Source organism: Kribbella sp. NPDC000426, assembly GCF_040300265.1.
GTDB lineage: Bacteria > Actinomycetota > Actinomycetes > Propionibacteriales > Kribbellaceae > Kribbella.
In genome coordinates, this window is record NZ_JBEPDK010000002.1 from 481467 (window position 1) to 494162 (window position 12696).

Consider the following 12696-nt stretch of genomic DNA (forward strand, 5'->3'; position numbering starts at 1 on the left):
GCCCGGCCGGTTAGGTTCGGGGAATGGCTCAGACGGTGCGTGGTGTGGTGGCGGCGGGCAAGGGTGCGCCGGTGACGATCGAGGAGATCACGATCCCGGACCCGGGTCCGGGTGAGGCGGTGGTGAAGGTCCAGGCCTGCGGGGTCTGCCACACCGACCTGCACTACCGGGAGGGTGGGATCAACGACGACTTCCCGTTCCTGCTCGGCCACGAGGCCGCGGGCATCGTGGAGTCGGTCGGCGAGGGTGTCACGGACGTCGCGCCGGGCGACTTCGTCGTACTGAACTGGCGGGCCGTCTGCGGAAACTGTCGCGCCTGCCTGCGCGGCCGGCCCTGGTACTGCTTCAACACGCACAACGCCAAGCAGAAGATGACGCTCAAGGACGGGACCGAGCTGAGCCCGGCGCTCGGGATCGGCGCGTTCGCGGACAAGACCCTGGTCGCGGCCGGCCAGTGCACGAAGGTCGACCCGGCCGCGAAGCCGGAGGTCGCCGGCCTGCTCGGTTGCGGTGTGATGGCCGGTCTCGGCGCCGCGATCAACACCGGCAACGTCGGCCGCGGCGACACAGTGGCGGTCATCGGTTCGGGCGGCGTCGGTACGGCGGCCGTTGTCGGAGCCCGTCTCGCCGGGGCAGCCAAGGTCATTGCCATCGACATCGATGACCGCAAGCTGACCGTGGCCCAGGAGCTCGGCGCGACCCACGCGATCAACTCCAAGGACCTCGACCACGACGGCGTCGTCGAGGCGGTGCAGAAGCTGACCGGCGGGTTCGGTGCGGACGTCGTGATCGATGCGGTCGGCCGCCCGGAGACGTGGAAGCAGGCGTTCTACGCGCGGGACCTGGCCGGCACGGTCGTGCTCGTTGGTGTGCCCACTCCTGACATGCAGCTGGAGATGCCGCTGCTGGACTTCTTCGGCCGCGGCGGCTCACTCAAGTCCAGCTGGTACGGCGACTGCCTGCCGACCCGCGATTTCCCGCTGCTCATCGACCTCCACCTCCAGGGCCGCCTCCCGCTGGGCCGCTTCGTCTCCGAGACGATCGCGCTGGACGACGTCGAGGCCGCATTCACCAAGATGCACCACGGCGACGTGCTGCGTTCGGTGGTCGTCTTCTAAGCCTGGCGCACGTTGCGGGCGAGGAAGCTGCCCGCAACGATGCCGAGTGCGGCGGCGAGGGCGAGGAACCAGCTCGTTGTCGCGAGTGAGCCTCCGGACAGGAACAAGGTTCCGAAGACCGTGACGCCGCCGACCTGGCTGAGCTGGATCGTCGTCGTGAGGATGCCGCTCGCGTCGGCCGCTCGGTTGAACGGGACGTGGACCAGCGATTGGGTGACGAGCGGGCTGGCGGACAGACCCATGCCTGCACCGGCCAGCACCAGCGCGGGCCACACGAGCGGCCCGGCGCCGAGCTGTGTGAGCCCGATGCCGACGTACCCGAGCATGCACAGAGCGAGGCCGGTGGGGACGACCAGGTGATGCACCCGGCTCGGGAGCGAACGCCAGAAGAACCCGACCAGACCGAACGTGACAGCGAAGGGGAGCCAGGTCAGCCCGGAGTGCAGGGCGGACTCGCCGAGGCCGTTCTGCAGGTGCAGGGTGAAGCTGAACATGAACCCGGAGACGGCCAGCAGCGTGCAGGTGAGTGTGGCGATACCGGCCCCGAGCCCGCGAGCACGCAGTACGTCGAGGTTGAGGAGCGGATCGGCGACCCGGCGCTCGACCCGGACGAAGGCCACTGCCAGGACAAGCCCCGCGACGATGCAGGCGAACGTCCATCCCGGCCAGCCGAGCTCGTGCCCGATCACCATCGGCAGTACCAGCAGGAGTACGGCGCAGGTCGAGATCGCCAGCCCGGTGAGGTCCAGCCGACGCGCAACCGCCGGCCGGGGTACGTCGGCCGGCACCAGCCGGGGGACCAGCAGCGCGAGGACGATGCCGACCGGGACGTTGATCAGGAAGATCGGGCGCCACTGGGACCCGAACAGGTTCGCGGCGAGGAGCAGGCCGCCGACGACCAGACCAGCGACCTGGCCCGCGGACAGCGTCGCGCCGTACGCCGACAGCGCCTTGGCCCGGGCGGGGCCGGTGAAGTGGGTCTGGATCACGCTGATGATCTGCGGAACCATCACCGCCGCCGCCATGCCTTGCGCGAAACGGAACAGCACCAGCGGCAGGATCGCCGGCGCCAGCCCGCACGCGAGCGACGCGAGCGTGAACAGCACGACCCCGATCAGGTACATCCGGCGGCGGCCGTAGAGGTCGCCGAGCCGGGCTCCGGTGATCAGCGTCATCGCGTACGCGACCATGTAGCCGCCGACCACCAGTTGCAGCCAGGCGCCCGATGCGTGGAAGCCGGTGCCGATGGTGGGCATCGCGACATTCACGACGGACGTGTCGAGCAGTGCCATGAACTGGCCGAGCAGCAGCACGGCGAGCATCAGTCCGCGCCGCGCGCCGACGTCGGCGCGGCGGTCGATCATCACAGTGGCCATCAGGTCTCTCCCTCGTCCAGTGCCTGAGAGTCAGGACGTGGGTATGTACCTGGCGCACCTCGCGAATTCATCGGCCGAGCAGCGATGAATTCCGGCGAGCAGCGCGGTATGTACTTCCACAGACCCGGACAAATGGGAGGCTCGCGCCGTGGACCGTGACGACTTCGATCAGCAGGTGGCGCCGTACCGGCGTGAGTTGCTGGCGCACTGCTACCGGATGCTCGGGTCGGTTCACGACGCGGAGGATCTGGTCCAGGAGACGATGCTGCGGGCGTGGCGGGCGATCGACACGTACGACGCCGAGCGCGCCTCGCTCCGCACGTGGCTCTACCGGATCGCGACCAACGCGTGCCTGACCGTGCTCAAGGGCCGCGGTCGCCGCGCGCTCCCATCAGGACTGGTCGGAGCGACGACCGATGCGCAGGCGCCGATCGAGCTGGCGATGGACGTGCCCTGGCTGCAGCCGTTCCCGACGGTCGGCGATCCGGCCGGTGCGATGGAGGCCCGGGGGAGTCTGCGGCTCGCGCTGGTCGCCGCGATGCAGTACCTGCCCGCACGCCAGCGAGCTGTCCTCGTACTGCGAGATGTCCTCGACTGGTCCGCGGCCGATGTCGCGGAGGCGTTGGAGACCACACCGGCGTCGGTGAACAGTGCGCTGCAACGCGCCCGGGCCCGGCTGGCCGAGGTCGATGTCACTGAGGACGATGTCGACGAGCCGACCGACAAGGAGATCCGGCAGATCGTCGACGACTACGTGCGAGCCTTCGAGTCGGCCGACGTACAGGGCCTCAGCCGGCTGCTGGCCGAGCGGGTCGTGCTCGAGATGCCGCCGGCTCCGCTGTGGCTGGTGGGACGCGACGCGTACGGCGCCTTCATCGAGCGGGTCTACGCGATGCGCGGCCCGTCCTGGCGGATGGTGACGACTGTGGCGAACGACCAGCCGGCCGTCGGCGCGTACGTGCGCGCCGACGACGGCAGGTTCCGCGCCCACAGCCTGCAGGTCTTCGCCGTCAGCAAGGCCGGAATCACCCACAACATCACGTTCTTCGACCAGACCCTGTTCGAGTACTTTGGCCTGCCGCTAGACCTTGAATGAGATCCACAGGTCCGGTGTCGCGTCGGGCTTGCCGGCGACCGGGCGCGCCTCCTGCGTCCACTCGTCGCCGGACACCTCGGTCGCGACGCGCTGCCAGAACCGGACCGCCTTCTCGTTGTTGCCCTGGAACGCGACGTCGCACGGGCCCGGGTGGTTCGACAGCACCTCCTGCACCGCCCGCAGGCCCAGGCCGCTGCGGCGTACCGGTCGGACGATGAAGAACGCGTTCAGCACGTGCACCGGCCGCTGCAGGGCACGCATGAAGCAGAAACCGACCGGGTTCTCACCAAGGGAGACCAGGTACCCGGCCCACTCCGGATCGCCGGTCAGGACCTTCTCCAGCCACTCGGAGCGGTAGCTGCCGTCGGGCCGCGGCACCTGCCCCTGGAACTCGGACAGGTCGTGGCGGAACAGCAGCCACAACCGCTCCATCAGCGGGCGGTCGGAGGCGTCGACACGGCGCACCACAAGATCAGACATAGGTCTCCTCACAGCGAATCGGAACGAATCAGAACGCAGAAAAGCCTCCCGCCGGAAGAGTCCGGTACGGAAGGCTTACTGCGGTCAGTTTATCAGTCCTGCGGCGCGGTCTGCCCGGCGACCCAGTTCATGTCGGGGTAGCGGTCGCCGACCGGGCTCAGCTTCGACAGGCCGGCCAGATCCTCCGCGGTCAGCGAAAGCTGCAGCGCCGCGGCGTTCTCCTCCAGGTACTTGCGCCGCTTCGTCCCCGGGATCGGAGCCACATCGTTGCCCTGCGCAAGCACCCAGGCGAGCGCGACCTGGCCCGGCGTGGCGTCGTACCGGGCGGCGACCGAGCGGATCTCGTCGACCAGCGCGAGGTTCGCGTCGAGGTTGTCGCCGGTGAAGCGCGGCAGGGTACGGCGGAAGTCGTCGGCCGGCAGGTCCGTCGGCATCGCACCGGTCAGCATGCCGCGCCCGAGCGGCGAGTACGGCACCATGCCGATGCCGAGCTCGCGGCAGGCCGGCAGCACCGACTCCTCGATGTCGCGGCTGAACAGTGACCACTCGGACTGCACCGCGGTGATCGGATGGACGGCATGCGCCCGCCGGATCGTCTCCGCCGACGCCTCGGACAGGCCGAGGTACCGCACCTTGCCGGCCTCGACCAGCGACGCCATCGCGCCGACGGTCTCCTCGACCGGTACGCCGGGATCCACCCGGTGCTGGTAGTAGAGGTCGACGTGGTCGACGCCCAGCCGTTGCAGCGAGGCGTCGATCGCGGACCGGACGTACTCCGGCGACCCGTTCACGCCGCGGGCCGACGGGTTCCGCGGGTCCCCGATGATGCCGAACTTCGTCGCCAGGAACACCTCGTCGCGGCGGTCGGCGATCGCTGTGCCGATCAGCTCCTCGTTGGCGCCGAAGCCGTACATGTCGGCGGTGTCGAGGAACGTGATGCCGAGGTCGAGCGCGCGGTGCAGGGTCGCGACGGACTCGTTGTCGTCGGCCGCGCCGTACGCGAAGCTCATTCCCATACAGCCGAGTCCGAGCCGGCTGACCTCGGCGCCCTGAGTACCCAGTTTCATCAGAATCTCCCTGAAAAATGGCATGGCTCCGCCCGGGACCCCCGGGTCGAGCGAGGAAAAGTTACGGAGTGGCAGTGCCGCCGTACATGTCGATCTTGTAGTCGGTCACCGCGAGGGCGAGCTGCAGATCACGCAGCTGCCGCTGGATGTTGGCGCGGTGCTCCTGCATCAGGGCGAGCCGCTGGGGTGCGGTGTGTTCGCCCTCGTGCACCAGCGCCAGGTAGTGGCTGAGCGTGCCGATCGGCATCCCGGAGGCACGCAGCCTGCTGATGAACACGATCCGGGCCATCGCCCGCCGGTCGTAGCTGCGGTAGCCGGCGGCGTCCCGCCGTACGTCGAGCAGCCCGATCCGCTCGTAGTACCGCAGCGTGTGCGCGGTGAGGCCGGTGAGCTCGGCGGCCTCGGCGATGGACAGCTGCTCGGGCAGATCGTCCGGGAGCTCGAGCAGGCAGAGCAGATCCGGGTCGACCGGTTCCAGCTCCGCGTGATGCGCAGCTATGGCGGCACGACGGTCCGTGAGCAGCTCGGTCGCGTTCATGTCTACGACCGTACGCCTTAGAGCGCGCTCAAAGGCAAACTCTCGGGATCACACCTGCTGGCAGTCGGCGCAGGTGCCGAAGATCTCCAGGGTGTGGCTGATGTCAGCGTAGCCGTGTTCGGCGGCGACCTTGTCGGCCCAGCGCTCGACGGCGGGCCCCTCGACCTCGACCGTCCGCCCGCAGTTGCGGCAGACCAGGTGGTGGTGATGACCCTTCGAGCAGCGCCGGTACGCCGTTTCGCCGTCGGCGTTGCGCAGTACGTCGACCTCGCTGGAGTCCGCGAGCGCCTGCAGGGTGCGGTAGACAGTGGTCAGGCCGACGTTCTCACCGGCGGACCGGAGGTCCTGGTGGATCTCCTGGGCGGTGCGGAATTCGTCGAGCTTGTCGAGCGCTTGCGCGACCGCCGCGCGCTGACGGGTCGAGCGTGTTCCGATAGCCACCGTTCCTCCTGTCATCTCGTCAGCCCAATTCTCTCAGAAGTCGGCAAGTGTCAGTGCTCATCCCAGTGGTCCCCGTGTGCCGCGTGCAGGTGACCGTCGTGAACGTAGTCGACATGGTCGCCGTGGTCGACCTTCTGATGACCACAAGCCTGGCTGTGGGCGTGGGGGTGCCCGGGGCTGACCACATGCGGCTCCGGAGCCGGCAGCCCGACCTCCGGCTCATCGTCCGCGAGCGGACGCATCCGGCCGGACCGCCGCCGGAGCAGCGTCCCCACCGCGGCCGCCACCACGAACCCGGCCAGCGCTAGCACGACGATGGTCGCGCCCGGAGCCACATTCGCGTTGTACGACGTGATGATGCCGGCCAGACACGCCAGCACGCCGATGATGCACGCGGTGACGAACGTACTGCGGAAGGAGCGCGTCACCTGCTGAGCTGTCGCCACGGGGACCACCATCAGCGCGCTGACCAGCAGCAGGCCCACGGTCCGCATAGCCACCGTGACGGTCACGGCAGCCATCACGGCGATCAACAGGTTGAGCAACTGCACGCGGAGCCCCGTCGTACGGGCGAACTCCTCGTCCTGGCAGACGGCGAACAGCTGCGGTCCCAGGCCGATCGCCACGACCAGCACGGTCACGGCCAGGCCGACAACGACGTACAGGTCGCTCTGGGACACCGTGGTGAGTGAACCGAACAGATAGGTGTTCAGGGTGGCTGCGCCTTGGCCGGCTAGCCCAATGAGGAGCACTCCGCCCGCTATACCGCCGTAGAACATCAGGGCGAGCGCCACGTCGCCAGTGGCCTTGCCGCGCGCCCGGATCAGCTCGATAGCTGTCGCACCGGCGATCGACACGACCACTGCGGTCAGCACTGGCGCACTGCCGGTCAGCAGACCGAGCGCGACGCCAGTGATCGCGATGTGGCCGATACCGTCACCCAGGAGCGACAAACGCCGCTGCACGAGGTAGGTGCCGATGGCCGGCGCGGACAGTCCGGTCAGCAGGCCGGCGATCAGTGCCCGCTGCATGAACTCGAGCTCGAAGAGGCTCATGATGGCGTCCACCCCGGTCCGTCGTCGGTGTGTGAATGGTGGACGTGGGCGTGGGTCTGCGAGGCGTGCGGCGGTCCGTCGTACACGATGCGGCCGCGGCGCATCACCACCGAGCGATCGATCAACGCGTCCATCGGGCCGAGATCGTGGCTGACCAGGACCACCGTCGTGCCGCCGGCGACCTTGTCCCGGACCGCGTCGGCGAAGATCTGCTGGCTGGCCAGATCCACACCGGCCGTCGGCTCGTCGAGGATCATCAGCTCCGGATCGGACACCAGGGCCCGTGCGATCAGCACCCGCTGCTGCTGCCCGCCGGACAGCTCGGCGACCGCGTCCTTGCGCCGGTCGGCCATGTCGACGACCTCGAGCGCCTGCTCGATCGCTTGCTTGCCGGCGGCCCCGAGCGGGCTGAACAGCCGCCGCTTGGAGAGCAGACCGGACGACACCACCTCGTACACGGTCGCCGGTACGCCGCCGGCCGCGGTGATTCGCTGCGGCACGTACCCGACGCGGTGCCATTGGCGGAAGCGGGGGACCGGCGTACCGAACAGGCGGACCTCGCCGCGAGCCGCCGGCAGCAGGCCGACGATGGTCTTGATCAGCGTGGACTTGCCGGACCCGTTGGTCCCGAGCACGGCGACCACCTCGCCCTGCCGGATCCGCAGATCGATACCCCTGAGCACGAGCCGACCGCCCAGGTCGACCGAGAGATCGGAGACCTGGACGGCCCTGGAGGCGTCTTCTGGTGTCATCTGCAGCCGTTCGCCGTGCGCAGTTCCTGGAGGTTCTGCTGCATGAGGGTCAGGTACGTTTCCTTGGAGTTGGCGTCGGACAGGCCTTCGATCGGGCTCAGCACGGCGGTCTTCACGCCGACGTCGTTCGCGATCGTCTCGGCCACCTTCGGGCTGACCAGCTCCTCGTAGAAGATCGTCGACACGTTCTGGTTCTTCACGATGTCCTGGACCTCCTTGATCCGGCTCGGCGTCGGCTCCGCGTCCGGCGCGAACCCGGCGATCCCGATCATCGTCAGACCGTATCGCTTCGCCAGGTAGGCGAACGCCTCATGACTCGTCACGAACGTGTTCAGCCTGCAGTCGGCCAGACCGGTCCGGTACTCGGTATCGAGCTTGCTGATCTGCGCGAGCAGGACCTTGGCACGCTCGTGGTACCCGGTGGCGTTGGCGCTGTCGAGGCTGACGAGCTTCTCCTCGACGGCCTTCACGACCTCGGCGTACCGCACCGGGTCGAGCCAGAAGTGCGGGTCGAGCGCGTTCTGCTTGTGCGCGGCCGGCATCGCGCCGTCGTCGTGCTCCTCGAAGTCCGCGCCGGTGGCCTCGAGCTGGGCGGCCGGGGCGATGTCGAACCCGGCGTCCTCCGCGTTCTGGTCGACGGCCTCGTCGACGGCCGGCTGCAGGTCCTTCTCGTAGACGACGAGCTTCGCCGTCGCGATCGATCCGACCTGCTTCGGGGTGAGCTCGAGGTCGTGCGGCTCGACGCCTGGCGCCGTCAGGGTGGTGACGTTCACGGCGTCGCCGCCGACCGAGCGGGCGATGAACTCGAGCGGATAGAACGAGGTCACGACGTCGAGCTTGCCGTTGGTGGTCCCGGTGGCTGCGCCGCCGCATCCGGCCAGGGCGAGTGTCGCCGTCGCGACGGCACCGGCGACAATGGCTCGAAGACCAGATCTCATGACAATCATTTTCATTTAATTGGAACTGGTTGTCAAAACAGGGAGTCATACGATGGCCAGCCGCAACGTCGGGCGCCGGCGCGCCGACCACCGGAGCAACCGACGCCGGAAGCTGGAAATTCCCGCGGGCCACGGACATGGCCACGGCCATGGGCACGGCCACGGCGACCACGTGGTCGACACGTCGGTGGTGAACGACGATGCGATCGTGGCCCGGCGGGTCCGGATCGTGGTCGCGGCGGTGCTGATCCCGCTGCTGCTCGCCGCGGTGGTCGGGATGATCGTGATGTGGCCCGACGGTGATGTGAAGGTGGCGTCGTACCAGACCGCCACCGCGCGCGGCGACGTCACCGCGGTCAAGGCCTGCCCCGGGAAGCAGGGGCAGCAGTGTGACGAGGCCACGGTCAAGCTCACGAGCGGTCCCGACAAGGGCCGCACGGTGCCGATCGAGGTGCCGAAGGCCAACCAGACCCCGATCCCGGTCAAGGTCGGTCAGACGGTGATGCTCGGCATCGACGACGGCGCACAGACGCTGGCCGAGCGATACTCCTATGTCGACCACGACCGCACCAACTCGTTGTTGCTGCTGGCCGGGATCTTCGCGGTCGCGGTCGTTGCACTGTCACGCTGGCGAGGGTTCGCGGCGCTGATCGCGCTGGCGGTGACGGCGGTGATGCTGACGCAGTTCATCCTCCCGGCGATCCTGCACGGCGAGAACGCGCTGCTGGTCGCGGTGGTCGGCGGCACGGTGATCATGGCGATCGCGTTGTTCCTCACGCACGGGATCAATGCCGAGAGTTCGATCGCGTTGTCCGGGACAGTGGCCGCGCTCGGCCTGACGGTCCTGCTGGGCTGGTTCTTCACCAAGTTCTGCCAGCTGAGCGGGCTGGCGTCCGAGGGTGCGTCGGGCGCCAAGTCGCTGGTGCCCAACATCGACCTCACCGGCCTGCTGGTCGCGGGCATGGTCATCGGCGCGCTGGGTGTGCTGGACGACGTGACCGTCACACAGGCGGCGGCCGTCTGGGAGCTGTCGGCGGCGAACCCGGCCGCCAACCGCCGCGAGCTGGTCACTGCGGGTCTGCGCATCGGCCGGACACACGTCGCCTCGGTGGTCAACACCCTCGTCCTGGCGTACGCCGGTGCATCGTTGCCGGTGCTGCTCGTCTTCGCCATCCAGGACCTGCCCGGCCGGGCCGTTCTGTCCACCGAATCGGTCGCGATGGAGATCGTCCGCGGCCTGGTCGGCAGCCTCGGCATCATCGCCGCCGTACCGCTCACCACCGCCCTCGCCGCGATGGCCGTCGCCGACCGCTCCCGCGAACTGGTTGCCGACGTCGAGCACATCTACGACTAGGGCATAGCTGACCGAAAATCAGCCCTTCCGCCCGGGCCGTCAGGCTTCTACAGTGCTGGTAGGTCACGGAGAGTCCGCCCGCAATTACCTTCGGTGGCCGAACGGGGTGAGGAGCTGATGAGATTTCGTCATCGGGACGGTTCGACCGTCCATCTGGCGTACTGCGCGACCGTGCATCCGGCCGGTGAGCTCGACGAGCTGATCGCCGGTCTCGACGACTGCGCCGGACCGGTGCGCTCGGCACTCGGCGTACCTGTGCTCGGGGTTGGACTGTGGTTTCCACACCGGCTGGCCGACCGGCTCGCGAACTCGCCGTCCTCGCTCAGCAAGCTCCGTCGATCGCTGCACCGCAATCGGCTCGAAGTCGTCACTCTGAACGGCACCCCGCATGCGCACTTCGCCGAGAAGGTTGTCGGCAGCAAGCTGTACTGCCCGGACTGGACCGACCCGGAGCGGCTCCGCTACACCCTCGACCTGGTCGATGTGCTGGCCGAGTTGCTCCCCGCGGACGCGTCGTACGGATCGGTCTCGACCGTCCCGCTGGCCTGGCGCGTGCCGTGGTCGAAGGCGCGCAACCGCGCCGCGCGTGAGGCATTCGACCGGGTCGAGCAGCACCTCGCGCGGACCGAGAACCGGACCGGCCGGACGATCCGGCTGGCTGTCGAGACTGAGCCGGGCTGCGTCCTGGAGATGGTCGGTCAGGCCGCTGCGTGGCTGGACCGCTACTCCAGTCCGTACGGCGGTACGTCGCGCATCGGACTGGGACTGGACGCGTGCCATCTGGCCGTGCAGTTCGAGGAGCCGGCTGATGTGTTCCAGATGCTGTGGCGGGCCGGAGTCGACGTGGTCAAAGGGCAGCTGTCTGTTGCGCCGACGCTGGTGGACCCGTCCGATGCGGCCGCTCGGTATGTCCTGACGCAGCTCGGCACACCGAAGTACCTGAGGCAGGTGCGTGAGTGGGGCGGGCCGGGAGTGGACGACGTCGCCCAGGCCTACGAGTTGTCGGGTCACGCGGCTTGGCGGATGCACACGCACCTGCCGGCCCACAGTGCGCCACCGGACGGGTTGAGCGTGACAACCGGCGTACTCGACGACTGTTTGACCAGACTGGTCGGCGGTGGGCATCCACTAACGCACCACCTGGAGTCCGAGGTGTACATGTGGCCGCGTGGTCGGCAGTCCCTGGTCAAACGGATCACCAAGGAGCTGACCTGGCTACGCGACCGACTGACTGACCTGGGGCTGGACGAGATCCACTGAGCCGAGCGTCTTACCTACTGCGTTCTGCGACCAGATGAAGCGCTGCACCGCCGTGGGCAGCTTCGGGAGCGCTGCAGCGGCGAACGGCATCAGCCGCAGTGCCAGCGGGCTGCCCGGGATGATCGTCCTCATCAGCTTCGGGCCGATCCTCCGACTCTGCTCGACCAGCGGCCGGATGATGCGCTCGTAGCTCTTCAGCCCTGACGCCAGATCGCCCCGTGCCGCGGCCAGTTCGCTCGCCAGGATGTACGCCGTCATGACGGCCAGACTCGTCCCGCCGCCAACTGCCGGTCCGGGGCAGTAGCCTGCATCGCCGACCAGCCCGATGCGCCCTTTGCTCCAGGTGTCCAACGTGATCTGTGCGATCGAGTCGAAGTAGAAGTCCTCGGCGGTCTCCAGGTGCTCCAGCAGTTGCGGCACCTTCCAGCCGTAGTTGCTGAACTCCCTGACCAGCAAGGCCTTCTGCTCGTCCTTGTCGCGGTAGTCGTAGTGCAGCTCGGTCGGCGTACGGAACAGGAAGCCGCTGCGTGTCTGGCCGGTCTGGTGGACGCCGTAGATGCCGATGAGCTTGTCGACGGACAGGTGCGCGAGCGTGTGGTTGCCGACGCCGAAGACGTCCGGCATCGAGAACACGGCGAGGTAGCCGCCGAGCCAGCGCCGTAGCGGTTCTTCGGGGCCGAAGGCGAGCCGGCGGACGTTCGAATGCAGACCGTCGGCGCCGATGACGAGGTCGAAGCGACGCTGTGTGCCGGAGTCGAACGTGACGTCGACCCCGCTGCCGTCGTCGTGCAGGCTCGCGATCGAGTCGCCGAAGAGGTACTCCGCGGCGTCGCGGGAGGCGTCGTACAGGATCCTGGTCAGCTCGCCGCGGAGGATCTCCACGTGGCTGCTCGAGATCCCGGCGTACATCCGGCTCAGGTCGACCTCGACCGGGCGGCGGCCGAACCGTTCCATCGTCATCGAGTCGATCCGGGTGCGGGCCGCGTCGATCGCGTCCCAGCAGCCCATCCAGCGGGTCACCTCGGCGGCCGAGCTGAACAGGTCGACGGCGTGACCGCCGAGTCCGTGCCGCAGTTCGGGTGTGCGCTCGACGATCGTCGGCTCGAAACCGTAGCGGTGCAGCCAGTGCGCGAGGACCGGACCGGCCACGCTCGCACCCGAGATCAGAACCTTCATCACAGCCCCCTGACGTTTGCTTACTTAACGGAAGGTAAGCATGCG

General features: G+C 68.4%; 13 protein-coding genes. 4 read left to right on the forward strand and 9 right to left on the reverse strand.

Annotation, left to right across the window (positions count from 1 at the left end):
• Window positions 1-23 precede the first annotated feature (23 nt).
• The gene (locus tag ABT313_RS10160; protein WP_350850732.1) at window positions 24-1118 is read left to right on the forward strand and encodes an S-(hydroxymethyl)mycothiol dehydrogenase; all 1095 of its coding nucleotides are present in this window, start codon (window positions 24-26) and stop codon (window positions 1116-1118) included.
• Here ABT313_RS10160 and ABT313_RS10165 read toward each other — a convergent pair.
• Complete coding sequence (locus ABT313_RS10165; RefSeq protein ID WP_350850734.1) at window positions 1115-2494, reverse strand: MFS transporter; 1380 nt, start codon at window positions 2492-2494, stop codon at window positions 1115-1117. The two genes, ABT313_RS10160 and ABT313_RS10165, sit on opposite strands and share 4 nt — an antisense overlap.
• A 148-nt stretch (window positions 2495-2642) precedes the next feature.
• Between ABT313_RS10165 and ABT313_RS10170 the strand changes: the two genes are divergently transcribed.
• Entirely contained in the window at window positions 2643-3590 is a 948-nt protein-coding gene (locus ABT313_RS10170) for a sigma-70 family RNA polymerase sigma factor (RefSeq protein ID WP_350850736.1), read from the forward strand.
• On the opposite strand, the gene ABT313_RS10175 is transcribed toward ABT313_RS10170, so the two are convergent.
• The 7 genes from ABT313_RS10175 to ABT313_RS10205 all read right to left on the reverse strand — a co-directional run bounded on the left by ABT313_RS10175 (window position 3576) and on the right by ABT313_RS10205 (window position 8861).
• The gene (locus ABT313_RS10175) at window positions 3576-4070 is read right to left on the reverse strand and encodes a GNAT family N-acetyltransferase (protein WP_350850737.1); all 495 of its coding nucleotides are present in this window, start codon (window positions 4068-4070) and stop codon (window positions 3576-3578) included. The genes ABT313_RS10170 and ABT313_RS10175 overlap by 15 nt on opposite strands.
• Window positions 4071-4162: 92 nt before the next feature.
• Complete coding sequence (locus tag ABT313_RS10180) at window positions 4163-5137, reverse strand: aldo/keto reductase (protein ID WP_350850739.1); 975 nt, start codon at window positions 5135-5137, stop codon at window positions 4163-4165.
• A 61-nt stretch (window positions 5138-5198) separates the two neighbouring features.
• Entirely contained in the window at window positions 5199-5675 is a 477-nt protein-coding gene (locus ABT313_RS10185; protein WP_350850740.1) for a MerR family transcriptional regulator, read from the reverse strand.
• Window positions 5676-5723: 48 nt separating this feature from the next.
• On the reverse strand, window positions 5724-6116 hold the full coding sequence (locus ABT313_RS10190) for a Fur family transcriptional regulator (protein ID WP_350850742.1): 393 nt from the start codon (window positions 6114-6116) through the stop codon (window positions 5724-5726).
• 50 nt (window positions 6117-6166) lie between these two features.
• On the reverse strand, window positions 6167-7171 hold the full coding sequence (locus tag ABT313_RS10195) for a metal ABC transporter permease (RefSeq protein WP_350850745.1): 1005 nt from the start codon (window positions 7169-7171) through the stop codon (window positions 6167-6169).
• Entirely contained in the window at window positions 7168-7923 is a 756-nt protein-coding gene (locus ABT313_RS10200) for a metal ABC transporter ATP-binding protein (RefSeq protein ID WP_350850747.1), read from the reverse strand. The genes ABT313_RS10195 and ABT313_RS10200 overlap by 4 nt, the downstream gene beginning before the upstream one ends.
• Entirely contained in the window at window positions 7920-8861 is a 942-nt protein-coding gene (locus ABT313_RS10205; protein ID WP_350850748.1) for a metal ABC transporter substrate-binding protein, read from the reverse strand. The genes ABT313_RS10200 and ABT313_RS10205 overlap by 4 nt, the downstream gene beginning before the upstream one ends.
• Window positions 8862-8913: 52 nt before the next feature.
• On the opposite strand from ABT313_RS10205, the gene ABT313_RS10210 reads away from it, so the two are divergent.
• Both ABT313_RS10210 and eboE read left to right on the forward strand, forming a co-directional pair.
• A complete protein-coding gene (locus tag ABT313_RS10210; protein WP_350850751.1) occupies window positions 8914-10215 on the forward strand; it encodes a YibE/F family protein in 1302 nt (433 codons plus the stop codon).
• A gap of 117 nt (window positions 10216-10332) precedes the next feature.
• Window positions 10333-11475, forward strand: a complete 1143-nt coding sequence (gene eboE, locus ABT313_RS10215) for a metabolite traffic protein EboE (protein ID WP_350850754.1) — start codon at window positions 10333-10335, stop codon at window positions 11473-11475.
• On the opposite strand, the gene ABT313_RS10220 is transcribed toward eboE, so the two are convergent.
• On the reverse strand, window positions 11431-12651 hold the full coding sequence (locus tag ABT313_RS10220; RefSeq protein WP_350850755.1) for an FAD-dependent monooxygenase: 1221 nt from the start codon (window positions 12649-12651) through the stop codon (window positions 11431-11433). The two genes, eboE and ABT313_RS10220, sit on opposite strands and share 45 nt — an antisense overlap.
• Window positions 12652-12696 lie beyond the last annotated feature (45 nt).

Excerpts from the sequence above, each read along its gene's own strand:
- ABT313_RS10160 (WP_350850732.1), top strand. The coding sequence starts at position 24 with ATGGCTCAGACGGTGCGTGGTGTGGTGGCGGCGGGCAAGGGTGCGCCG.
- ABT313_RS10165 (WP_350850734.1), bottom strand. The coding sequence starts at position 2,494 with ATGGCCACTGTGATGATCGACCGCCGCGCCGACGTCGGCGCGCGGCGC.
- ABT313_RS10175 (WP_350850737.1), bottom strand. The coding sequence starts at position 4,070 with ATGTCTGATCTTGTGGTGCGCCGTGTCGACGCCTCCGACCGCCCGCTG.
- ABT313_RS10180 (WP_350850739.1), bottom strand. The coding sequence starts at position 5,137 with ATGAAACTGGGTACTCAGGGCGCCGAGGTCAGCCGGCTCGGACTCGGC.
- ABT313_RS10185 (WP_350850740.1), bottom strand. The coding sequence starts at position 5,675 with ATGAACGCGACCGAGCTGCTCACGGACCGTCGTGCCGCCATAGCTGCG.
- ABT313_RS10195 (WP_350850745.1), bottom strand. The coding sequence starts at position 7,171 with ATGAGCCTCTTCGAGCTCGAGTTCATGCAGCGGGCACTGATCGCCGGC.
- ABT313_RS10200 (WP_350850747.1), bottom strand. The coding sequence starts at position 7,923 with ATGACACCAGAAGACGCCTCCAGGGCCGTCCAGGTCTCCGATCTCTCG.
- ABT313_RS10205 (WP_350850748.1), bottom strand. The coding sequence starts at position 8,861 with ATGAGATCTGGTCTTCGAGCCATTGTCGCCGGTGCCGTCGCGACGGCG.
- ABT313_RS10210 (WP_350850751.1), top strand. The coding sequence starts at position 8,914 with ATGGCCAGCCGCAACGTCGGGCGCCGGCGCGCCGACCACCGGAGCAAC.
- eboE (WP_350850754.1), top strand. The coding sequence starts at position 10,333 with ATGAGATTTCGTCATCGGGACGGTTCGACCGTCCATCTGGCGTACTGC.
- ABT313_RS10220 (WP_350850755.1), bottom strand. The coding sequence starts at position 12,651 with ATGAAGGTTCTGATCTCGGGTGCGAGCGTGGCCGGTCCGGTCCTCGCG.